This is a genomic window from Kitasatospora sp. NPDC004289 (assembly GCF_053602875.1).
The window spans coordinates 1-20,523 of sequence record NZ_JBSGEL010000076.1 but is presented as its reverse complement, the minus strand read 5'-3'; the positions used below and the strand labels follow the sequence as shown (position 1 = coordinate 20,523).

22 protein-coding genes are annotated in these 20,523 nt (G+C 73.8%); 12 read left to right on the top strand and 10 right to left on the bottom strand.

Annotation, left to right across the window (positions count from 1 at the left end; genetic code table 11):
* Window positions 1-79: 79 nt before the first annotated feature.
* From ACWEPF_RS33565 to ACWEPF_RS33540, 6 genes are all read left to right on the top strand, one after another.
* A complete protein-coding gene (locus ACWEPF_RS33565) occupies window positions 80-628 on the top strand; it encodes a hypothetical protein (protein ID WP_452175561.1) in 549 nt (182 codons plus the stop codon).
* A gap of 188 nt (window positions 629-816) precedes the next feature.
* Entirely contained in the window at window positions 817-1,593 is a 777-nt protein-coding gene (locus tag ACWEPF_RS33560; RefSeq protein WP_380148743.1) for a LamB/YcsF family protein, read from the top strand.
* A 50-nt stretch (window positions 1,594-1,643) separates the two neighbouring features.
* Complete coding sequence (gene pxpB / locus ACWEPF_RS33555; RefSeq protein ID WP_452175560.1) at window positions 1,644-2,258, top strand: 5-oxoprolinase subunit PxpB; 615 nt, start codon at window positions 1,644-1,646, stop codon at window positions 2,256-2,258.
* 133 nt (window positions 2,259-2,391) lie between these two features.
* The gene (locus ACWEPF_RS33550) at window positions 2,392-3,243 is read left to right on the top strand and encodes a 5-oxoprolinase subunit C family protein (protein WP_452175559.1); all 852 of its coding nucleotides are present in this window, start codon (window positions 2,392-2,394) and stop codon (window positions 3,241-3,243) included.
* Window positions 3,244-3,297: 54 nt separating this feature from the next.
* Window positions 3,298-3,864 (top strand): YrhB domain-containing protein, encoded by a 567-nt coding sequence (locus tag ACWEPF_RS33545; RefSeq protein WP_452175558.1) that lies wholly within the window; start codon window positions 3,298-3,300, stop codon window positions 3,862-3,864.
* A gap of 10 nt (window positions 3,865-3,874) precedes the next feature.
* Window positions 3,875-4,231 (top strand): hypothetical protein, encoded by a 357-nt coding sequence (locus tag ACWEPF_RS33540; RefSeq protein ID WP_452175557.1) that lies wholly within the window; start codon window positions 3,875-3,877, stop codon window positions 4,229-4,231.
* Between the two features lie 21 nt (window positions 4,232-4,252).
* Here the strand turns inward: ACWEPF_RS33540 and ACWEPF_RS33535 are convergent, their stop codons facing one another.
* Complete coding sequence (locus ACWEPF_RS33535) at window positions 4,253-5,161, bottom strand: hypothetical protein (RefSeq protein WP_452175556.1); 909 nt, start codon at window positions 5,159-5,161, stop codon at window positions 4,253-4,255.
* 31 nt (window positions 5,162-5,192) lie between these two features.
* Here ACWEPF_RS33535 and ACWEPF_RS33530 point away from each other — a divergent pair, with 31 nt between their 5' ends.
* Window positions 5,193-5,996, top strand: coding sequence for an SMI1/KNR4 family protein (locus tag ACWEPF_RS33530; protein ID WP_452175555.1), 804 nt, complete (start codon window positions 5,193-5,195; stop codon window positions 5,994-5,996).
* 115 nt (window positions 5,997-6,111) lie between these two features.
* Here the strand turns inward: ACWEPF_RS33530 and ACWEPF_RS33525 are convergent, their stop codons facing one another.
* Window positions 6,112-7,323: a hypothetical protein gene (locus ACWEPF_RS33525; RefSeq protein ID WP_452175554.1), complete on the bottom strand. Its 1,212-nt coding sequence runs from the start codon at window positions 7,321-7,323 to the stop codon at window positions 6,112-6,114.
* Window positions 7,324-7,547: 224 nt separating this feature from the next.
* Between ACWEPF_RS33525 and ACWEPF_RS33520 the strand changes: the two genes are divergently transcribed.
* Complete coding sequence (locus ACWEPF_RS33520; RefSeq protein WP_452175553.1) at window positions 7,548-8,198, top strand: GNAT family N-acetyltransferase; 651 nt, start codon at window positions 7,548-7,550, stop codon at window positions 8,196-8,198.
* Window positions 8,199-8,240: 42 nt separating this feature from the next.
* Here ACWEPF_RS33520 and ACWEPF_RS33515 read toward each other — a convergent pair whose 3' ends face one another.
* Window positions 8,241-8,690, bottom strand: coding sequence for a hypothetical protein (locus ACWEPF_RS33515; protein ID WP_452175552.1), 450 nt, complete (start codon window positions 8,688-8,690; stop codon window positions 8,241-8,243).
* A gap of 165 nt (window positions 8,691-8,855) precedes the next feature.
* Between ACWEPF_RS33515 and ACWEPF_RS33510 the strand changes: the two genes are divergently transcribed.
* The gene (locus ACWEPF_RS33510) at window positions 8,856-9,377 is read left to right on the top strand and encodes a YbhB/YbcL family Raf kinase inhibitor-like protein (protein ID WP_452175551.1); all 522 of its coding nucleotides are present in this window, start codon (window positions 8,856-8,858) and stop codon (window positions 9,375-9,377) included.
* Between the two features lie 35 nt (window positions 9,378-9,412).
* On the opposite strand, the gene ACWEPF_RS33505 is transcribed toward ACWEPF_RS33510, so the two are convergent.
* Complete coding sequence (locus ACWEPF_RS33505) at window positions 9,413-9,949, bottom strand: CGNR zinc finger domain-containing protein (RefSeq protein ID WP_452175550.1); 537 nt, start codon at window positions 9,947-9,949, stop codon at window positions 9,413-9,415.
* 184 nt (window positions 9,950-10,133) lie between these two features.
* Here ACWEPF_RS33505 and ACWEPF_RS33500 point away from each other — a divergent pair, with 184 nt between their 5' ends.
* Window positions 10,134-10,964 carry an SDR family NAD(P)-dependent oxidoreductase gene (locus ACWEPF_RS33500; protein WP_452175549.1) on the top strand — a complete coding sequence of 277 codons (831 nt, stop codon included), beginning with the start codon at window positions 10,134-10,136 and terminating at the stop codon, window positions 10,962-10,964.
* A 98-nt stretch (window positions 10,965-11,062) separates the two neighbouring features.
* Here ACWEPF_RS33500 and ACWEPF_RS33495 read toward each other — a convergent pair whose 3' ends face one another.
* From ACWEPF_RS33495 to ACWEPF_RS33485, 3 genes are read right to left on the bottom strand one after another with little or no spacing between them, the layout of a single operon-like run.
* On the bottom strand, window positions 11,063-11,629 hold the full coding sequence (locus ACWEPF_RS33495; RefSeq protein WP_452175548.1) for an ASCH domain-containing protein: 567 nt from the start codon (window positions 11,627-11,629) through the stop codon (window positions 11,063-11,065).
* Window positions 11,630-11,671: 42 nt separating this feature from the next.
* Window positions 11,672-12,505, bottom strand: coding sequence for a DUF3626 domain-containing protein (locus tag ACWEPF_RS33490; protein ID WP_452175547.1), 834 nt, complete (start codon window positions 12,503-12,505; stop codon window positions 11,672-11,674).
* Window positions 12,502-13,380, bottom strand: coding sequence for an aldo/keto reductase (locus ACWEPF_RS33485; protein ID WP_452175546.1), 879 nt, complete (start codon window positions 13,378-13,380; stop codon window positions 12,502-12,504). The genes ACWEPF_RS33490 and ACWEPF_RS33485 overlap by 4 nt, the downstream gene beginning before the upstream one ends.
* A gap of 348 nt (window positions 13,381-13,728) precedes the next feature.
* Between ACWEPF_RS33485 and ACWEPF_RS33480 the strand changes: the two genes are divergently transcribed.
* On the top strand, window positions 13,729-14,577 hold the full coding sequence (locus ACWEPF_RS33480; RefSeq protein WP_345279452.1) for an undecaprenyl-diphosphate phosphatase: 849 nt from the start codon (window positions 13,729-13,731) through the stop codon (window positions 14,575-14,577).
* 24 nt (window positions 14,578-14,601) lie between these two features.
* On the opposite strand, the gene ACWEPF_RS33475 is transcribed toward ACWEPF_RS33480, so the two are convergent.
* The 3 genes from ACWEPF_RS33475 to ACWEPF_RS33465 form a co-directional block, all read right to left on the bottom strand.
* On the bottom strand, window positions 14,602-15,321 hold the full coding sequence (locus ACWEPF_RS33475; protein WP_452175545.1) for a DUF1775 domain-containing protein: 720 nt from the start codon (window positions 15,319-15,321) through the stop codon (window positions 14,602-14,604).
* 261 nt (window positions 15,322-15,582) lie between these two features.
* On the bottom strand, window positions 15,583-17,001 hold the full coding sequence (locus ACWEPF_RS33470; protein WP_452175544.1) for a HEAT repeat domain-containing protein: 1,419 nt from the start codon (window positions 16,999-17,001) through the stop codon (window positions 15,583-15,585).
* 322 nt (window positions 17,002-17,323) lie between these two features.
* A complete protein-coding gene (locus ACWEPF_RS33465; protein ID WP_449798178.1) occupies window positions 17,324-18,799 on the bottom strand; it encodes a DNA-binding protein NsdB in 1,476 nt (491 codons plus the stop codon).
* Between the two features lie 434 nt (window positions 18,800-19,233).
* Here ACWEPF_RS33465 and ACWEPF_RS33460 point away from each other — a divergent pair, with 434 nt between their 5' ends.
* Window positions 19,234-20,373 carry an aminoglycoside phosphotransferase family protein gene (locus ACWEPF_RS33460; RefSeq protein ID WP_449798179.1) on the top strand — a complete coding sequence of 380 codons (1,140 nt, stop codon included), beginning with the start codon at window positions 19,234-19,236 and terminating at the stop codon, window positions 20,371-20,373.
* The last annotated feature ends 150 nt before the right edge of the window (window positions 20,374-20,523 follow it).

Sequence of the window (20,523 nt, the reverse complement as noted above, 5' to 3'; positions counted from 1 at the left end):
CAGTTATTAGGTCTAGAGTCACTGCTGCGCAGGTCGGGACGGGTTCCCGATCCGCTCTACCCGCTTGGGGGTTGGCACCATGACCGAGGACCAGTACGCCGCCGAGGCCAGCACTCTCCGACACGTCCGCCGGTGGATCTGGATCTTCATCGTCTGTCTCGCGGTGAGCGGCCTGACGGCCTTTCCGCTGGAGACCGAGACCCGCTGGCTGGTCTCGCTGGTCGAACGGGCACCGCTGGTGGACCACTTCCCGGGGGTGCTCGAATGGGCCGAGCGGGTCCGCGACGGGGTGGCCGACGCCAACGTCCGGTACCCGTTCCTGGCGTACGGCACCGACTGGCTGGCCTTCGCCCACCTGGTGATCGCCGTCGCGTTCTGGGGGCCGCTCAAGGACCCGGTGCGCAACGTCTGGGTGATCCGCTGGGCGCTCGTCGCCTGCGCGGCGATCATCCCGCTGGCGCTGATCTGCGGGCCGCTGCGCGGGATCCCGCTGGCATGGCGATTCGTCGACATGTCGTTCGGGGTGTTCGGTGCGGTGCCGCTGCTGGTGGTGCTGCGGGGCATCCGGCGGCTGGAGTGGGCCGAGGCGCTGCGGCGGCGGCCGGCAGCGGTGGCGACCGCGGCCTGACGAGGTCTCACCCGTCCGGCCGACGGCCCTGGGGAGTACGGAGAGGAAACGTTCCTCCATGTGAGGGAGCGCGCACCCGGCGGGTGCGCGCTCCGGCATCGGGTCAGGTGCGTACGCGCCCCTGCGCAGGCCCTACGATCACCCCCAGGAAGCGGGCGGGAGACGGGTGTTGGCATGAGGGTGTTGGCGTGAGCGAAGCGGTGATCGATCTCAATGCGGACCTCGGCGAGGGGTTCGGACGCTGGACCCTGACCGACGACGAGGCCCTGCTCTCCGTGGTGACCAGCGCCAACGTGGCCTGCGGCTTCCACGCCGGCGACCCGTCCACCATGCGCCGGGTCTGCGCGCTCGCCGCCGAACGCGGCGTCCGGATCGGCGCCCAGGTCTCCTACCGCGACCTGGCCGGCTTCGGCCGCCGCGCCATGGAGGTGCCCTCCGAGGAGCTGGCCGACGAGATCGCCTACCAGATCGGCGCCCTCCAGGTCTTCGCCCGCGCGGCCGGCTCCCGGGTCAGCTACGTCAAGCCGCACGGCGCCCTCTACAACCGGGTGGTCGGCGACTCCGAACAGGCCGAGGCGGTGGTGGCCGGAGTGCTGCGGGCCGGGGCGGTCTGCGACGGCCCGCTGCCGGTGCTCGGCCTCCCCGGCTCCCGGCTGCTCGCCGTCGCCGAGGGCGTCGGCCTCCCGGTCGTCACCGAGGCCTTCGCCGACCGGGGCTACACCTGGGCCGGCACCCTCGTCCCCCGGCGCGACCCCGAGGCCGTGCTGCACGACCCGGAGGCGGTCATCGCCCGGGCCGTCGGCATCGCGAAGGACGGTCTGGTCACCGCGGTCGGAGGCGAGCCGGTGGCGGTGGAGGCGCGTTCGCTGTGCGTGCACGGGGACACCCCGGGGGCCGCGCAGCTGGCCTGGCGGGTACGGGGCGCACTGGCCTCGGCGGGGGTGCGGGTGGAGGCCTTCGTCTGATGGGGGCGGACGGGGGGTTGACGTTCCGGCGGGTCGGGGACGACGGGGGGTTGACGTTCCGGCAGGTCGGGGCGGAGGCGCTGTTGGTCGAGGCGCCGGACGGGGCGTCGGTCGAGGCGCTGTACGCGGAGCTGCTGGCCCGGCGCGGGTCCCTGCCGGAGATGGCGGAGATCGTGCCGGCGGCGCGGACGGTGCTGCTGGACGGGGTGTCGGACGTGGCGGCGCTGCGGCGGGAGCTGGCGGGTTGCCGGCTGACGGACCGCCGGGCGGCCGAGGGGCCGCTGGTGTCGGTGCGGGTGGTCTACGACGGGGCGGACCTGGAGGAGGTGGCCGGGCTGTGGGGGGTGTCGGTGGCGGAGGCCGTACGGGTGCACTCGTCGGTGGAGTACCGGGTGGCCTTCTGCGGCTTCGCGCCGGGTTTCGCGTACCTGACGGGCCTTCCGGAGCGGTACCACGTGCCACGGCGGGCCACGCCGCGGAGCTCCGTCCCGGCGGGGTCGGTGGCGCTGGCGGGGCCGTACACGGGGGTCTATCCGCGGTCCTCGCCCGGGGGGTGGCAGTTGATCGGGCGGACGGCGGCGGTGCTGTGGGACGCGTCGCGGGAGCCGGCGGCGTTGCTGGCGCCGGGGACGCGGGTGCGGTTCGCGCCGGAGGCGGGGGCATGACGCCTGGTGCCCCCGGGGGCGCGGGGAACTGCGCGAACCGGAAGGCGGCCCACCGGCAACTGAACCACCGTCAGCCAGGTGCACGTGCTGCCGTACCCCCGCATGCCGTTCCTCGCGCCTCTGGGGCCGCGTCGTGACCGGGCTGGCGGTGGTGCGGCCCGGGCCGTTGACGACGGTTCAGGATCTGGGGCGGCGGGGGGTGGCGCACCTGGGGGTGCCCCGGGGCGGGGCGTTGGACGAGCCGGCGCTGCGGGCGGCGAACCGCTTGGTGGGGAACCCCGAGGGGGCGGCCGGACTGGAGACCACGCTCGGCGGGGTCGCGCTGCGGGCTGTCGGGCGGGTGGTGGTCGCCGTGACCGGGGCTCCGGCGGCGGTCCGGGTCGGCGGGCGGGCGGCGGCCTGGGGTGCGGCGGTCGCGGTCCCGGACGGGGCGGTGGTCGAGGTCGGGCCGGCCGCGTACGGCGTCCGGAGCTACCTCGCGGTGGCGGGCGGGGTGGCGGTGGAGCCCGTGCTGGGCAGCCGATCGGCGGACCTGCTCTCCGGGCTCGGCCCGGCCCCGCTGACGGCCGGTCAGCTGCTCCCGGTGGGTGCGCCCGTCTCTCCGCCGCCGGGTGACGGGCTCGCGGTCCTGCCCGCTCCCCCGGCCGAGTTGGTGCTCCGCCTGCTGCCGGGGCCGCGCGCCGACTGGTTCGCCCCGGCGGCGTTCACGCTACTGGCCCGTGCCCGGTACGAGGTCGCCGCCGCCTCCAACCGGATCGCCCTGCGCACCGAAGGCCCGCCCCTCCCCCGCCTACGGACGGACGAACTCCCCAGCGAGGGGATGGTCCTGGGCGCCGTCCAGGTCCCGCCCGACGGCCGCCCCGTGGTCTTCCTCGCCGACCACCCCACCACCGGCGGCTACCCGGTCATCGGCGTCGTCCCGCCCGCCGACCTCCCCGCCGCCGCCCAGGCCCGCCCGGGCACGCCGCTCCGCTTCGTGCTCTGACGCCGGGCCGAAATCCGATGGCCCGGGACGTACCCGTGCGGGATGCTGCCCTGCATGATCGACCGGGAGTACGCCAGGCACGTGGCCCAGGAGGATCTGGACCTCAAGTTCGAGGGCCGATTCGTGGTGTCCGGCGTGGAGGAGCACGAGCTCGTCTGGATCGTCCACTACCAGACACCGGAGTACCTCCGCACCCGAGACCCGATGCAACGGCTCGGGGGCAACGGCCCCTACCTCGTCGACCGGCTCGACGGCAGCCTGCACGCCATCGGCAGTTCGGTCGGCGACTGGGAGGACGACTACCGCCGGCGCATCCGGCGGATGCCGGTCCGGACGGCGGTCGACGACCTGGAGGACGCGGTCCGTGAGGCCGTGACCGAGCAGGGCCAGGTCGTCGCCATGCGCCTGCTGCGGCGGAACGTACCGGCCCTCACCCATGCCGAAGCCGCCGAGTACGTGACCGCACTCCGGTCCGGCTCCGCACCGGCGCACCTCGCCGCCATCGCCACCGAGACCCTCGCACCGATCGTGCCCGAGGTGGTGACGCTCCGCCGGAGGCAGAGCTCCTGTGCCTCCGATCCTGGTGAACCGAGGCCGCACCCTGAAACTCCTGCTCACTGAAGACCGGTCAATGTCGATCTACGCCACCTGGCTGCTGTTCGCCGAAGACGGCGACGCACCACCACCGCTCGCCTACCAGGGCTCGCACCTCAACCCAGCCGACCACCATCCGCGCGACGGCCGACTGGAGCTCGCCGCGATCCCGGATCACTGCCATCCCCTCGTCCGCGATCCGGCCCTGAGCACCGGGGCTTCGGAACAGCCGGCACCCCTTCCGGTGGACTTCCTGCGCCTGTCGCTCACCCGGCCCGCCGCGACCAGCGAGGACCACCCTGCCTCTCGGACGACGACCGTGATCCTCGACCGGTCGCAGGTGGAACTGCTGCACCGAACCCTCGGAGAGTGGCTGGAGGCCGACATGCGCTGAGCCTGGAGGAGCCGAGGCCCGCTACTCGTAGGGCATGACGCGGTGGGTGGGATCCTCCTCGGGCCGGATCTGTGCCGATCCCCTGGCGTACTCGAAGCAGGACTCCACCGGCTCCTCGAAGCTCACCGCACTCAACGGCTCGGCGCCGGGCACCGGGACGGCGGAGCCGATGACGTAGCGATGCCGCGTGACCTCGGCGAGGCGCTCGGCCGGTTCGGTCGAGGCGAAGGCCGGGGGCCCGGGATCGAGACGGGGGGTTCCCTGGACCATCCACTGCGCGCTCAGTTCGAGGACTCCCGGCTCCGGACACCACCAGGTGAAGCGCGTGACGCACAGCCCTCCGACGTTGAACCAGGTGCTCCACCCTCGTCCGTCGGGGAGGAAGGCGAGCTCGGACGCTTCCATGACGCCGTAGGACAAGGGAAGGCTGCTCCAGTGGCCCACCAGCCGGTGATCGAGCCGGTCCGGCAACGCCCCTGCGATCGCCAGGACCTCCCGGGCGGCCTGGACGATATTGGTGTCGATCTCCGCCAAAGTGATGTCCCAGTCCTCGTTCCAGTCTTCGAGGACGATGGCCCAACGGACCACGGGCTGCAGCTCGTCGGGGTATCCGAGCTCACAGGCGACTTCGGCCCAGATCTTGTCGGCGCCGGTCGCGGGGTCGAGTGAACCGTCGACGATCTGCTCCGCCCACAGACGGGCGAGTGCCAGTCGAGCGGCGGTCGGGTCGGCGGGAAGGGAGCCGGAGAGGCCGAGTTCGTCCAGGACGCGGTCGAAGAGTTCGCGGGCCTCGGGCTCCTCGGTGCGGCCGAGCCCGGCGAGTAGGGGGATCGAGGGACTCTCGACGCCGGCGAGCAACGCGTCGAGACCGGCCCGGATGAGTCGATCGGACCCGACGTGGAGGCCGACGGCCCGCTCGTTGGCGAGCATCCGAAGGTTCCGGACTTCCTGAGACTCCGTCATGCGGGCCTTCCTCGCCAAACCGGTGCTTCGGAGATCGTGCCACGTGCGTGCCGGTGCCATGAAGGCATTTGTGCTCGGCCTGTGCGGCGCTGCTCTGGCGGTGCGTCCGAATCAGCCCCCGGCACTTCGTCGTCCCAGCGAGGTCAGACGTGTGCGGCAGGATGACGCCATGTCCCAGCACGTACCGCCCCCGTCAGAGTCGTGGCAGCGCATCGATTCGTGGCTGGCGGTGCACACGCCCACGGGCCCGGCCTCGCTGAACCCGCCGGCGACACCCGCCGAACTACAGGCCGCGGAAAGGGTCCTCGGTGCCGCACTGCCCGGCGATCTCACCGAGTCCTTGCGTTGCCACAACGGGGTAGCCGCCTGGTCCACCCTCCTGCCCGAGCAGTCTCCGCTGCCGGTGAGCGGAATCGTGGAGCGTTGGCGCACCAGCATGGACGTCGCGGCCGAGAACGACGGTCTGACCAGTCGCCAGTGGGACGACGAGCCCTGGTGGCACCCGCTCTGGGTGCCCTGGGCCGAGAGCGCCGATGGCGGAGTGCAGGTGGTCGACCAACGCCCCGGCCCGGGGACCGGGCGTGTCGGCTGGGCCGGGCACGGTGGCGGGGGTGACTTCGCCGACTCCTGGGCCGGCCTCGCTGAGCTGCTCCACGCCGTCGCGCGGGCACTGCACGAGGGCGGAGGCGTCCGCGGGCTGCACCCCTACCTCACCGTGCAGGGCGAGCTGTGGTGGGACGAGGAGGACTGCCACGAGCTGGACGGTCAACCGCTGTCACCGGCCCCGACCGGGCTGCCGTGACCGGCACCCGACCCTGTCCCGTGACGTCAACTACTGCGGCTCCAAAGCCCGTTGCCAGTGGGGCTGAGGGGCCTCCGTGGTGATGCGGGCGGCTCGGCCTCCGGTCGCCGTTCGCCTACGCCGTCGTGCTCCGTGCGGCCCAGGCCGTGTCGACCGTGGCTGCCCGTTCGAGCCAGGTGTCGCGGATGGTGGCGGTGATGGCGGTGGCGTTGTGGGTGAGGAAGCCGGGGCCGCCGTTGGGGGCGGCCGTCAGGTCGACGTAGGACCACCAGGCCCAGTGGCCGCCCCAGCCCTTGGAGAGGAAGCGGTGGCTCAGGGTGGCCCGGAGGATCGGGTCGGTGCAGTAGATGCCGTGGAACGGGCGCAGGTTCGGGTCGTCGGGGTCGGGGCCGCGGTGGCTGTCTGCCTGGCGGCGGGAGCCGAAGGCGAAGCCCAGGACCGGGCTGTCGTCGACCAGCCAGTCGGGCTTGCTGAGGACCACGGCGGTCTCCGGGTAGGTGCCCCGGTCGCCCTGGGCCCAGTAGTCGACGGTTCGGACCACCAGGTCCGCCCCGAGCTCCACCGTCAGGGCGGGGAGGGCCGTCGCGACGTGGGCGGGCAGCTGAGGGAGGAGACGTCGGGCCGCCTCCTGGGCGGCGAGGAGTGCGGGGCCGTGGGTGACCCAGAAGCCGGCGTCCGCGTCGTCGTCGGTGCTCACTCCCACGGTGGCCTCCAGGTCGCTCAGGTAGTCGTCGGCGTGGCGGCGGCCGGGCGCGTCGTCGGCCGTGGCGAGCAACTCCGCCAGGTGGCCCGCGAGTTCTCGCAGACTGACGGGCCGGAAGCGGACGTCCGCCGGGCAGGTGCCCGTGCGGGTGAGGAACACGAACACCGGGTCGGGCAGGTCAGCGAAGTCGTCCCCCTGACGGGCCGTCTGCCCGTCGCCCTCCGAGGCGTACAGCTTCAACTCGATGACGACGGAGGCCACCTGGCTGGTGACGACGAGGTCGGGGCGGCTCGACGCTCCGCGGACCTGCTGGTGCACCTGGGCCCGGTCCAGGCGGTGGTCGGCGGCGAGGTGCGGCAGACCTGCGAGGGACAGCAGGGCGCGCAGCAGGCCGGGGCCCAGGCCGTGGTGCTGGCGGGGGTCGAGCAGGAACTTCAGGTAGTGCTCGTGGCTGGTCTCCTTGTGCCGCCTGCCCAGGAGTTCCAGCGCACTGGGGCCACGCGCTCCGCGCCGCGAACGCGGCAGGCTCAGCAGCTCGGCTTCCGCGGCCGCCCACCGAGTGCCTCCGGCCGGAGTCGGGAGCCCGCTCTCGGGAGAGGCCCGCCGTGCTGCGGAAAGCGTCATGCCCGTCCTCCATCCCGTCCGCACCTGCGCGGATGCCCTCGCATTCTGGCCGGGGCCGCCCGCCGGGGCGGCGGCTTCGACCGCCCCGTTGCCGATCCGGTATCAGGAGAGCTGCCCCGACCCGCCAGTGACCGTCGACCACAAGGCGGCTGCATCCGCCGAGGTCTGAGGCGACGTAGGGAAACCCAGGTGTCCGAGGAGGGCGGCAGCGCCGACAATGGCACATGCTGACCGACCACTGGCCGCTGCTCGGCCTGCGCCTGCGCACACCCCGCCTCGAACTCCGACTGCCCACCGACGACGAGCTGGCCGCCTTGGCCGATTTGGCGGCGGCCGGTGTCCACGCACCGGACCGGATGCCCTTCCTGGTGCCGTGGACCGACCTCCCGCCCGCGGAGCGGGCCCGTTCGGTGGTGCAGCACCACTGGCTGCGCCGGGGGAACTGGTCCCCGCAGGACTGGGCCCTGAACCTGGCCGTCCTCGAGGGCGGCCGGGTCGTCGGCCAACAGACCGTCGCCGCGCGGGAGTTCGCCGTGCTGCGGCAGGTCAGCTCCGGTTCCTGGCTGGGGACGGCCCACCAGGGCCGGGGCATCGGCACCGAGATGCGGGCCGCCGTCCTGCACCTGGCGTTCGCCGGACTGGGGGCGGCCGAGGCGACGTCGGGGGCGTTCGAGGACAACGGCCCCTCGTACGCGGTGTCGCTCAAGCACGGGTACGAACCCGACGGGGTCGACCGGCACGTGGTGCGCGGGAAGCCCGTGACCACCAGGCGGCTGCGGCTGGGCCGGGCCCGCTGGGAGGAGCACCGGAGCGTCCGGGTCACGGTGGAGGGGCTCGCGCCCTGCCTGCCGTTGTTCGGTCTCCCGGACTCCTGACGGACGGTCCCGGACGAACGGGCCGGGACGCGCGGCGCTCGGCTACGGGCAGATCCAGCAGTACAGGCCTTGGCCGCGGGCCGCCGCCCGGGTCGCGAGGGCGGCCAGGTCCGTCAGGAAGTCCAGCAGCCAAGGCCGTTCGGACGGCCCGAGCGAGGCGTCGGAGCGGGACCAGACCTCGGCCGCCTCGGCGAGTGACGCGGGGGTGGCGGCGGCGAGTGCGTCCCGGAAGGCGGGCGAGAGCCCCAGCGTGACCACCTCGCCGTCCTCGATCATGCCGACCAGCCGGCCCCGTGCGGGGTCCGCGGTGACGGCTGCGGCCGGGCCGCCGCGGAGGCGGGCCTCGGCGGGGAGCAGGCAGACGACGGGGTCCAGGTGCTTGACCTCGACCCCGTCGTAGCCCGCGCCGAGCGGACCGTCGTCGTCGCGGTCGATCGCGCCGAGCGCGTGTGCGTCGTCATCGGCGGCGTAGTAGCCGAACAGAACTCCCATGTGGCCGATCATCGTGCCCGGCACTGACAGGGCGCGGCCTCTCTGGGCTTCCCATCCTAGCGGCGCGGGTGCCGGAGAACGGGTATTCGAAAGGGAGTGGGCGTGGCGCGCGCGGGCTGGGCTAACCTCCGCCGGTACCCGATTCGACCAGGGAGAACATCCGCCATGACCAGGCCTCCGCTGCCCCACGAATTCCTGCGCCCCGTACCGGCGTTCAGCGTCAGCAGTGACGACATGAAGGACGGCGGCACGCTGTTGCCGGCCCAGACGCTGGAGGGCGGCAACCTCTCGCCGCAGCTCGCGTGGTCGGGCTTCCCGGACGGGACCAAGAGCTTCGCGGTGACCTGTTTCGACCCCGACGCGCCCACGGGCAGCGGGTGGTGGCACTGGGTGCTGTTCAACCTTCCGGTGACCACCACGGAGCTGCCCGCCGGGGCGGGCAGCGGGGCGTTCCCGGGGCTGCCGGAGGGGGCGGTGCACGGGCGGAACGACTACGGGACCAAGGAATTCGGCGGTGCGGCGCCGCCGCCCGGGCACGGGCCGCACCGGTACGTGTTCACCGTGCACGCCCTGCCCGTCGAGGAGTTGGGGCCGGACGCGGACACCTCGGCGGCGGCGATCAGCGGCACGCTCGGGTTCTTCGCCCTCGGCCGGGCGATCCTGGTGGCGGAGTACGAGAACCGGTAGCGCCCGGTCCGAGGCGTGAGCCCCCGAGGGGCGTCTCACGCCTCGGGGGCCGCCTCGCGCCGGCGTTGGCGGTGCTTGCGCATGGAGACCTGGGAGCCGCAGCCGGTGCTGCAGTACAGACCGCCGCCGTTGCGGGTGCGGTCGAAGAAGCCGAAGTGGCACGGGGGGTTCAGGCAGGCCTTGACCCGGCCCCAGTCGCCGCTCTGCGCGGCGGTCGTGACCGCAGCCAGGACGGTGCCGAAGACGCGCGGCACGCCGGTCTGCGGCGAGGCCAGCTCCACCCCGCGGGCCGTGACCACCGGCGCCAGCGGGTAGAGCGAACCCACGCTCCGCAGGTACCGCTCCGCGCGCAGCAGCGGCTCCCCCTGGCTCTCCGCGTCGCCCGAGTGCGCGAGCAGCAGGGTCACCAGGGCGTCGCGCAGTTCGCGCGCGACCGCCGCGTCGGCGTCGGTCGGCTCGGCCACGCCGCCGAAGTCCTCGTCGAAGTCCTCGCGCTCGGCCAGCCAGGCCGCGAACGCGTCCCCGTCCGCGAAGAGTTCTCGGCTCCCCCCACCGTCGGCGCGCGTGTTCACGAACGCGAGGACGGTCTCGACCGTCGGCGTGACGGTACGTGGGCTGCTGGGTCCGGGGGATGCGGCTGTCACGCCGGCCATCCTCCCACAGGACGTCAGCGCGATGCGAGCTAATGGCATTAGAGAACAACTTCATGATGGATCAAGGTTGACTCGTTGCGAGCTAAAGCCATACGTTCGCAACATGAACCAGACACGCACATGGCTGATCACCGGCGCGACCTCCGGCATCGGCCGTGAACTGACCCTCCAGGCACTGGAGAACGGCGAGTCCGTCGCCGCCCTCGCCCGCGACACCTCCTCGCTGCGGGAACTGACGCACGCTCACACCGACCGGCTGCTCCTCCTCCCGACGGACGTACGCGAGGAGCGGGCCGTCGAGGAGGCGGTGAAGAGCACGCTCGCCCGGTTCGGCCGGATCGACGTCGTGGCCAACAACGCGGGGTACGGGCTGTTCGGAGCCGTTGAGGAGGCCTCCGACGCGCAGGCGCGGGCCGTGTTCGACACCAACGTCTTCGGGGTGCTCAACGTGCTCCGCGCCGCCCTGCCGGTGCTCCGGGCCCAGCGCTCGGGGCACGTCCTCCAGGGCTCCTCGGTGTACGGGCAGTCCGCCCACCCCGGCGTGGGCCTGCTCGCCGCCACCAAGTACGCGGTCGAGGGGCTGACGGACGCGCTCGCGGCGGAGGTCGCACCGCTCGGCATCAAGGTCACCCTCATCCAGCCCGGGATGACCGCGACCCCGTTCCTCGCCAACCTGGACGTCGCGGCCGGCCTGGACGACTACGACCCGACCGTCCGTCAGGTCCACCAGGCCATCGGGGAGATGCCGGCGTCCGCGTTCTCCGACGCCGCGCGGATCGCCGAAGGCATCCGGGGTGCGGTCGACAGCCCCAACCCGCCGCTGCGCCTGGCCCTCGGCGCCTCCAGCGCGGCGGCCCTGCGCCCGGCCCTGGAGGCACGGCTCGCGGATCTGGAGGCCTGGCTGCACGTGACCGAGGCCGTTGACGGCCGCTAGACGCCGAACGGCCAGGGGTCCGGGTCGAAGCCACTGCAGATGGCTTCGACCCGGACCCCCGTCCTACCACGGTGCGGTCCGCCGTCGGGTGTCGGGCGTCAGGCCTCGGCCTGCCAGAGGACGCGGAAGCGCTGGGCGACCACCTCGGTGTCGTCGTCGACGGTGAAGTCGGGGCCGAGTTCGGCGCGGACTTCGGGGCCGTGCCAGAAGGACTCGTGGTTGGTGCGCCACCGGGCCACCGTCTCGTCGCCCTCGCCCTCGTCGACCGCGTGGCGCAGGTCCACGTCGGCGAGGCGCAGGACGCGGACCTCGGTGAGTTCGATGACCGCGACGCGGTGGCCGTCGGAGTCGATGACGGCGGCGCGGTGGCCGGCCCGGGGCAGCGGGTCTCCGGTGGTGGCGTAGTCGACGGCCAGGCCGGTGGTGGTGGTCTTGGCCCCGGAGAGGACCGCGCCGACCAGCTGGTCGCGGAGCGGGCCGGGGAAGGCGAACTCGAAGACGGGGAGGGCGTCGATGTCCATGGTGGGGACGGTAGCCGACGGACCGTCGAGGACGGCGAGCAGCAGGGCGGTGACGGCGCCTGAGCTGGTGCCGGGGACGTACGCGGGCGCGTCCGGGGAGTGGTGGTCGAGCAGGCGGCGGGCGCCGCCGGCCCAGACCTCCACCCGCTGGGCGGCGGGCGGGCCGCCGAGCGGGTGGAGGGGCCGTCAGGTGGTGCGGGGGCCGCCGAAGCGGGCCAGGTAGTGCCAGACGCGCTTGAGGGCCTGCGGGTCGTGCTCGCCGGAACGGGCCGCCTCCCCGAGGACCAGCGGGTCGAGGTGGCCGTCCCGGGCGAGGGCGAGGCCGAGCTCGACGAACTCCGGCCCCCGGTAGTCGGGGTGACGGCGCAGCACCTCGGTGCTCAGCCGCAGGCCCGGGTGGTACTCGACGGGACAGGGCAGCGCGGCCGCGGCCTCCTCGACCTCGGTGCCCAGGTAGCAGGGGTCGAGGACGAGGGCCTCCACGTCGCGGGCGAGGTGGACGCCGCCGTGGACGTGGGCCTCGACGTAGTCGTCCAGGGCGTCCTGGTCGTCCGCCTCGGCCAGCTCGATCAGGGCCATCCGCTCGGCGGTGCCGAAGTGTGCGGGCTCCAGGAAGCTGTCCGGGTAGCAGAAGGTGGTGCGGTCCAGGGCCCCGGCGGTGAGCCGGAGGAAGGCGGAACCGAAGCGCGGGGCCGCACCGTACGGGCGGTGGCGGAAGTCGAGGGCGCCGTACACCGGGCGCTCGGCGGGCGGGGCCTGGTCGTACGCGCCGCCGAAGATCCGGCTCTCCCAGGCCCAGCGGTCGCCGCCGGGGTGGGCGGTGAGGCCGCCGTTGCTGGTGCCGGTGACGAACTGGGAGTGGTAGCTGCCGTCCTCGGCGAGCGCGGCCAGGACCGTGCGGCCGGCGGTGGTGCGGTCGGGGTGGAAGTTGAGGGTGACCCGGAGGCCGGCCGGGAGGGGTGCCCCGTGGGACAGGGCGGTGACGTGACGGATCGCCAGGTCCGCGGGCGTGGCCGTCACGCCTCGGCCTCCAGGGCGGCGAGCTCGTCCTCGGTCAGGCGGATGGCTCCGGCGGCGACGTTCTGCTCCAGGTGGACGGGGTTCCCGGTGCCGGGGATGGCCAGCACGTGCGGGCCCTGGGCCAGGCTCCAGGCCAGCCGGATCTGGGCGGGGCTGGCGCCGTGCGCCTCGGCGGCGGCGAGCAGGGCGGGGCCGTCGGTGTGCTCGGCACCGGCTTCGGCGCCCTTGCCGGCGATGGCGAAGAACGGGACGAAGGCGATGCCCTGTTCGCCGCAGGCCTCCAGGACGGCGCGCTGGGCGGGGGTGGCGCCCAGGCCGAAACGGTTCTGCACGCAGACCACGGGGGCGATCCGCCGGGCCTCGGCGAGCTGGGTGGTGTCGGCGTTGGAGAGACCGAGGTGACGGATCAGGCCGGCCTCGCGGAGCTCGGCGAGGGCGCCGAAGTGCTCGGCGATCGGGGCGCGGCCGTTGGTGCGGTAGTTGACCAGGTCGAGGTGGTCGCGGCCGAGCTGGCGGAGGTTCTCCTCGACGTGCCCGCGGAGCTGGTCGGGGCGGGCCCACTCCAGCCACTCGCCGGTGACGTCGCGGACCGGGCCGACCTTGGTCGATATCAGGAGGTCGTCCGGGTACGGGGAGAGGGCGGAGTTGATCAGCTCATTGGCGGAGCGGAGGGTGGAGAAGTAGATGGCGGCGGTGTCGATGTGGTTGACGCCCAGCTCGACGGCCCGGCGGAGCACCGCGAGGGAGCGCGAGCGGTCGCTGGGGGTGCCGAGGTCGAAGGCGGCGCTGCCGGTGAGGCGCATCGCACCGAAGCCGAGGCGGTGCACGGGGATGTCGCCGAGGGTCCAGGTACCGGAGGTGGCTGCAGTGATCACCGAGGGATGATGCCACGGGCTCCGCCGCGGGTACACGGAGTTTCCGGACGGGACCACGGTCGGCCCGGGGTGAGCACCTTCGGGTGCCGTCAGGTGGTTCCGGAGCCCGACGGGAAGGACACCGCCGACGCCCGTCTCGTCCCGGTGCACACGGACTCGGTGCCGCAGGTCGTGGAGGGCCCAGCGCAGTCCCGCCCGGTCTCCTGAGACGCCGTCAGTCCGAACGGCGCCCCGAGGGTCCGCCGTGCACCTCGAACCGCTAGCATCGCGCCCGGAACACCCGTCAGCAGAACAGGATCACCAGCAGATGCGCTCCCCCCTCCAGACGACTCGGGCGGGTGCCCGGTGATCAGCTGGTTCGAAGCCACCGTCCTCGGACTGATCCAGGGGCTCACCGAGTTCCTGCCGGTCTCCTCCAGCGCCCACCTCCGGGTGTTCTCCGCCCTGTTCGGCTGGGAGGACCCGGGCGCCGCGTTCACCGCCGTCACCCAGCTGGGCACCGAGTCCGCGGTGCTGATCTACTTCCGCAAGGACATCTGGGCGATCATCACCGCCTGGACCGCCGCGCTCTTCAAGAAGGAGCGGCGGAGCGACCCGAACGCCCGGCTCGGCTGGTTCGTGATCCTCGGCACCCTGCCGATCGGCATCTTCGGCGTGCTGTTCCAGGACACCATCGAGAGCAGCCTGCGCGACCTGCGGGTCATCGGCACCACGCTGATCCTGTTCGGCGTGATCCTGGCCGTGGCCGACCGGACCCGCGCGGTCCGCAACGCCAAGCCGATCTCCGAACTGACCCTGCCGCACGCCCTCGGCTACGGCTTCGCCCAGTCGCTCGCCCTGATCCCCGGCGTCTCCCGCTCCGGCGGCACCATCAGCGCCGGCCTCTTCCTCGGCTACAGCCGGGAGGCGGCGGCCCGGTACTCCTTCCTGCTCGCCATCCCCGCCGTCCTGGCCTCGGGCGTGCTCGAGCTGTTCAAGATCGGCGAGGGGCCGGCCCCGGCCTGGGGGCCGACGCTGCTGGCCACGGGCATCGCCTTCGTGGTCGGGTACGCGGCGGTGGCGTGGTTCCTGAAGTACATCTCGCACCACAGCTTCATGCCGTTCGTGGTGTACCGGATCGCGCTCGGCATCCTGATCATCGCGCTGGTCAGCGCCGGGGTGCTCACCCCGGACGCGGGGACGCCCGCGGCGCACTGACGGTGGCCGCGGTGGCGCCGTCGCTCAGCCCTCGGCGGAGCGGCGGCGCCACCAGACCACGCCACCGGTGACCACCAGCAGCAGGACCACGGCACCGATGATCACCGGGCCGTTGGAGCCGGCGCCCGCGTCGGTGCGCTGCACGGAGACGGGGGTCGCCGACGGGGAGACGGTCGGCGTGGGGGAAGCGGTCGGGGAAGGGGACGGGGACGGGGTCGGCGTCGGCGAGGGGGACGGCGTCGGGGTGGCGAGCGGGGTGGCGCCGGGGGCGGCCTTGGCCAGCTTGAGGACGGGGGCCGGGTTCTTGGGCTCGGAGCCGTTCTGCGGGATCTCGATCCAGCGGTCGACCTGGGTGTCGGAGTACATGACCAGGGTCTTGAAGGCGAGCTGCGGCGCGTCCGGCAGCTGACGGACCTTCACCTGGTACTCGGCGGCCTTGCCCGGCGCGAGCGCGGGCCCGCTCACCGTGAAGCCCTCCGGGCCGGGCTTGAAGGCCCACCCCTGCGGCGCCTTCACCAGACTCACGTCGGCCGGCCCGATGCCCTGCGGGAGCACCACCTGCACCTCGTCGACCCCGGCGGTGTCCGACTCCCCCGCCGCCTTGAACGCCAGTACGGCGTCCACCGCGAGGGCCTGTGCCTGCTGCGAGCTCACGCCGGTGTGGGCGGAGGCCGGGGTGGCGGCGAGGAGCACGGCGGCGAGGGCGGCTATCGGGGCCGCGACGCGGGTGAGGTGACGGTTCATCGGGCCATGATGTCAGCGTTGCTGCGGGGAGGCAGCGAAAGTGGTCACCCCGGGGGCGCGGGGAACTGCGCGAAGGGGAACGAAACGACCCGTGTGCCGGGTACGGAGACCCACTTGCACGTGAGCATCCGTACCCGGCACACGGGTCGTTGTCTTCCGATTCGCGCAGTTCCCCGCGCCCCTGACCGCCCTCCGGGCGGTCCGAGCGCGGTCCGAGCGCGGTCCGGGCGCGGCCCGGAGGGCGGCCCGAGGGTGGTGCCGTCAGTGGCCGGTGAGGCGGCTGCGGATGACGGTGTGGACCTCGGCCTCTTCGGCCGGGTCGGCCGCGAGGCGGCGGAGGCGTTCGAGGACGCGGACGTCGCCGGTGGTGGTGACGTGGCGGGCGGCCAGCTCGCGGGTGGCCTCCTCGCAGTCCCAGAGGCACTCGACGGCGATGCCGCGGGCGAAGTACGGGTCGGTGAGGGAGAGGGCTTTCGCGGCCCGGCCGCGCAGCTCGGAGGAGGCGGCCTCGCCGTAGACGTGGCGCAGGGCGGGGACGGCACCAGCGGCGGCCAGCCGCCCCACGCCGTCGACCAAGGTTCCCAGGCCGCTGCCGTCGACCCCGCGCACGGAGATCCAGCGGCGGAGCCCGGCCACCACCAGGGGGCCGTCGGCGGGTTCGCCGGCGTCGGCGAGGAGCTGGACGGCGGCCTCGCCGAGGGCGCTGTCGGCGCCGCCGGTGGCCGGGTCGGCCCAGCGGCGGGCGTGCTCCAGGGCGGCCTCGCCGCGCATCCGGCGCAGCTCGGACAGGGCGGAGGTGACGACCCGCTCGTCGATGTCGGCGGCGGCCAGCTCGATCAGGCCGGCCGCCTCGGGATCCTGCTGGTCCACCAGGTAGCGCAGGGCCGCGGTGCGGGCGCCGGGGGCGCCGTCGCGGGCGGCGGTCAGGACCGACTGGCGGTCCTCGGGGCGGACCACGGCGGCCAGACAGCGGGCGGCGGCGGCCGCGCGGCGCTCGGGCGAGCCGCCGGGCTCGGGCTGGTCGGCCCAGGCCAGCACGTCGTCGGTGCTCCAGCCGGGGGTGACGCCGGTGCGGTTCATCTGGCGTTGCCAGAGGTCGAAGGGTGACTGCTCGCCGGCGGCGGCGATCCGCGGGTGGTGGGCGGCCCAGAGGCGCCAGGGGCGCGGCTCGTAGGCGGCCCGGACGGCCGCTCTCAGGGCGGCGTCGCCCTCCGGGCCGGCCGGGAAGCGGCCGAGCACCGAGGGGGCCAGCGCGAGCAGCGAGCGCTCGTCGTCGTCGCGCAGCGCCAGCTCGTCCAGGGCCCAGGCCCAGTTGCTGCCGGTGGCGACGTAGCTGCGGAGCAGGGTGAGGGCGTCCCGGCGGCCGTATCCGGCCAGGTGGCCGAGGACGGCCAGGGTGAGGCCGGTGCGGCCCTCGTCCGGGTCGAGGGTGTCCTCGACGGAGTGCAGGTGCAGCTCCAGCCCGGTGAGCGGTGCCTCGAGCTCCATGTAGAGCCGGGCGTAGTAGAGGGAGCGGTTCTCGACCTGCCAGTCGGCACGGGGGTCGGATGTGACGCAGGACTCCAAGGCGGCGACCGCCTCGTGACGGTCGGCCGCGAGCGCATGCAGTTGCCCGTCACCACGGCCTCGCTGGAGGAGGCCGAGGAGGCTGGCACTGGGCGCTATCACTGGCTCGAACATGACGTCAGCATCCGTTGCGGCGGTCTAGGTGGCAACGGGATTTCCGCCGCCGGGGGTCAGGAGGGTCGAACAATGGGCGCCCGGGCGCCGGAACCACCGAAGGTTACCGCCTGACCGCCCCTTACGCACACAGGACCGATCAAGCCACCCCGCGGCCGGACCGTCCGGACGGACACCGACGGGGAACCTCCAAGGGATCCGCACAATTTCCTCGCCCCCCACCGCGCTCCGTGGCAGAGTCTGCCCACCGGCGCGGACGGACCGCCTGCTGACGGTCCGTCCGCTGTCACTCCGTCAGTTCCGACCGGGCCCCGGAGCGGGCTCAGGCCAGCCCCGGCTCGCGGCGCGGGGCGGGCATCGCGGCCTCGATCTCGGAGCGCAGCTCGGCCACGGCCGGCATCGTGCGGTAGCGCCCGGTGAGCCGGTACATGGCCCGGAGCCTGTCCCAGGTACGGGTCGAGGAGGTCTGGCCGATCGAGTTGAGCGCCAGCTTGGCGTGGGTGAGGGCGCCCTCGGGCTCGCCGGAGAGCCAGTGCACCGAGGCCAGGGTGATCTCGTCCAGCAGGCTGGAGCGCTCACGGCCGGTCCGGTGCCGCTGCTCCATCGCCTGGCGGACGTGGTGCTCGGCCCGCCGGGCCCAGCCCGGGTCGTGCTCGGCCAGGGTGCGGTAGACCAGGGCCTGCATGCCGTGCAGCTCGGCCACGTCGAAGGTGGCCATCCAGCTGGGGACCGGCAGGTCACTGCCGCGGGTGAAGAGCTCCTCGGCCTCGCCGAGCAGCCGCCGGGTGGCCTCGGCGCGGCCGAGCGCGGCCTGCGCCCAGGCCTCCACGGTGTGCAGCATCGCCTCGGTCTGCGGGAGCATCCGGCCGTCGCCGTTCGCCCGGGCCATCCGCATCAGTTCGAGGGCGTCGTCGGCCCGGCCGAGGTGGAGCATCTGCCGGGCGGCCCGGGAGACGGCCTCGCCGGCCCGGGGCCGGTCGTCGGCCTCCCGGGCGGCCTGGGCGGCGATCACGAAGTACCGCTGGGCGGTGGGCTCCAGGCCGACGTCGTGCGACATCCAGCCCGCCAGCACCGCCAGGTTGGCGGCCACCAGCCAGAGCCGGCGCTTGGCCTGCGGCCGGATGTCGTGGGTCAACAGGCCGCCCACCTCGTTGAGTTGGCCGACCACCGCCTTGCGCTGGAGGCCGCCGCCCCGGGAGGCGTCCCAGGCCCGGAAGACCTCCACCGAGCGCTCCAGCGCCGCCACCTCGTCGTCGCCGACCGGGCCCGGCTCGTAGACGTCGAGCACCGGTCTGCCGTTGGAGCTGGTCACCATCGTCCGGGGGCCCGGACGTTCGGCCGCGTACGCCACGTCGGCGCCGCGCAGCCAGTCGTAGAGGTTGTCGCCGATGACGGCGCCCGCCGTGAGCGCGGTGCCCGCGCCCACCAGTCCGCGTCGGTTGAGCATGAGGTCCATTCCCGTGAACTCGGTGAGGACCTCGGCCGTGCGATCCGGCTCCCAGGCTGGTTCCTTGCTGCTGCTCCCGGTCCTGGAGGGCCGGTGTCGTTCGAGGCCGAGGTCCTCAGTGGTGACGACACGGCCGAGCCGCTCGGTGAACACGGCAGCCAGTACTCTGGGCACCGGGTCGCGGGGGACCTCCCCCTGCTCGATCCAGCGCCGCACCCGCGAGGTGTCGGTGGACAGCTGCTGCTGGCCCATCGCCGCGCCCCGCCGGTTCACCAGCCTCGCCAACTCGCCCTTGGACCAACCGGTCAGGGCGAAGAGGTCGGCGAATCTGGCGTTCGGCCCCTTGCTCACGTGAAGCCCCCAGGATCCTCGGCTGCCACGACAGTAGTGGCGCTGGCATGTGCCGCGCGACCATTCGCCACGCTTCGCCAGGGTCCGCCAGATGGTGCACCAGTGGCCGCCGGGTGTCAGGTAGAGATGCGCCACCCCGACCGCGGGTCGGAGCGCCGAAAACGGCCCAGGGACTGCCCTGACGCACCGTCAACGGCCGTTCCGGGGCCTCATCCGAGGGGGTGGCGCGACCGGGTGGCGCGCAGGCGCCGGGCATGGCCAGGGCTGGCGAACGGCACGCACTCCCCAGGGTGCGGGCCGACCACCGACCCACCGTTCCGTGCCCGGCGCCTGCGCTCCACCTCCAGCCCCGGCGGCACCCAGCCGCACCGGGGAGTCCGCAGCAGACACCGGCAGAGGCCAGCCGCCGGACCGGAAGGGACCCTCACCAGCCCATGTACTCCTCAGCGACCACCGGCACCCCCACCCAGCCCCGCACCGCGCTGCGCCCCCCCACCGCGGCCGGCGGTCGTCCCGGGCCCGGCCCGGTCCCCCTCCGCGACCCCCGCGCCCTCGCCACCGCCCGCGCCCTGCTGCCGCGCCAGGCCGACCAGTACGGCAACCGCCCCGGCTCCGAGCGGCTGCTCCGCGGCCGCCCGCTGGAGACCGGCGCGGACCGCCTCGACCCGGCCGCCCTGCAGACCCCGGCCGTCCGGGCCGTCCTCGCCAACGTCGCGCGGATATGCCCTGGCTTCCTCCCGCGCCAGGTCCTGCGGGAAGGCAGCCGACACATCATCATCGCCGGCACCATCGGCCGCGCCCCCGTGGTCGCCAAGTGCCTGGCGCCGCAGGCGCTCCGCAGCGAGCACTCCGAGCAGCTGATCGAGCGCTTCCACCACGAGATCGCGGTCTACCGGGCCTTCGTCCGGCACCGTCCGCCGGTCCGCCTCCCCCGGCTGGTGGCCGCCGACCACGACCGCTGCGTCCTGGTCATGGAGCGGGTGCCGGGCCGTCAGGCCGCCCGCGAGCGCCACCCGGTGAACGCGCCCACCCCGGGCGAGCTGCGCGCGGTGCTCGGCTCGATCCGCTCGCTCAACCTCTGGCGGCCGCCGACGGACGTCTTCGGCAAGCCGCTCGACTACCAGCTGGAGATCTCCCGCTACCACTCGGTCGGGCAGCTCACCGACCGGGACGCGGGCGACCTGCGGGCCCTGCTGCACGGGCTCTCCTCGGCGCCGCTCCAGCTCTGCCACGGCGACGCGCTGCTCGGGAACGTGCTGCTCGCGCCCTCCGGGCCGGTCCTGGTCGACTGGGAGCAGGCCGGCTGGTACCTCCCGGGGTACGACCTGGCGGTCCTGTGGAGCGTCCTCTCCGGGGACACCGCGGCCCGGCGGCAGATCAGCCAGCTCGCGCAGTCCGGCGGGACGGTGGCGCGGGACGCGTTCCTGGTGAACCTGGTGCTGGTCCTGATGCGGGAGATCCGCCTGCACGACGTCCCGGGGGCCGGCGAGGAGCAGCGCATCATGATCCGCCGCCTCTACGACGACGCCGCCCTCGCCCGCCGGGCCGTCCGCACCGCCGTCGGCACCCGCTGAGGGAAACCCGCTGAGGGGTTAGGGGCGCGAGGAACTGCGCGAGACGGAAGACACAGACCCGTGTGCCGGGTACGGACGCTCACTTGCAAGTGAAACTCCGTACCCGGCACACGGGTCGTTTCGTTCCCCTTCGCGCAGTTCCCCGCGCCC

Excerpts from the sequence above, each read along its gene's own strand:
- ACWEPF_RS33565 (WP_452175561.1), top strand. The coding sequence starts at position 80 with ATGACCGAGGACCAGTACGCCGCCGAGGCCAGCACTCTCCGACACGTC.
- ACWEPF_RS33545 (WP_452175558.1), top strand. The coding sequence starts at position 3,298 with ATGATCGACCGGGAGTACGCCAGGCACGTGGCCCAGGAGGATCTGGAC.
- ACWEPF_RS33540 (WP_452175557.1), top strand. The coding sequence starts at position 3,875 with ATGTCGATCTACGCCACCTGGCTGCTGTTCGCCGAAGACGGCGACGCA.
- ACWEPF_RS33535 (WP_452175556.1), bottom strand. The coding sequence starts at position 5,161 with ATGCTCGCCAACGAGCGGGCCGTCGGCCTCCACGTCGGGTCCGATCGA.
- ACWEPF_RS33530 (WP_452175555.1), top strand. The coding sequence starts at position 5,193 with ATGCGGGCCTTCCTCGCCAAACCGGTGCTTCGGAGATCGTGCCACGTG.
- ACWEPF_RS33525 (WP_452175554.1), bottom strand. The coding sequence starts at position 7,323 with ATGACGCTTTCCGCAGCACGGCGGGCCTCTCCCGAGAGCGGGCTCCCG.
- ACWEPF_RS33520 (WP_452175553.1), top strand. The coding sequence starts at position 7,548 with ATGCTGACCGACCACTGGCCGCTGCTCGGCCTGCGCCTGCGCACACCC.
- ACWEPF_RS33515 (WP_452175552.1), bottom strand. The coding sequence starts at position 8,690 with ATGGGAGTTCTGTTCGGCTACTACGCCGCCGATGACGACGCACACGCG.
- ACWEPF_RS33510 (WP_452175551.1), top strand. The coding sequence starts at position 8,856 with ATGACCAGGCCTCCGCTGCCCCACGAATTCCTGCGCCCCGTACCGGCG.
- ACWEPF_RS33500 (WP_452175549.1), top strand. The coding sequence starts at position 10,134 with ATGAACCAGACACGCACATGGCTGATCACCGGCGCGACCTCCGGCATC.
- ACWEPF_RS33475 (WP_452175545.1), bottom strand. The coding sequence starts at position 15,321 with ATGAACCGTCACCTCACCCGCGTCGCGGCCCCGATAGCCGCCCTCGCC.
- ACWEPF_RS33470 (WP_452175544.1), bottom strand. The coding sequence starts at position 17,001 with ATGTTCGAGCCAGTGATAGCGCCCAGTGCCAGCCTCCTCGGCCTCCTC.
- ACWEPF_RS33460 (WP_449798179.1), top strand. The coding sequence starts at position 19,234 with ATGTACTCCTCAGCGACCACCGGCACCCCCACCCAGCCCCGCACCGCG.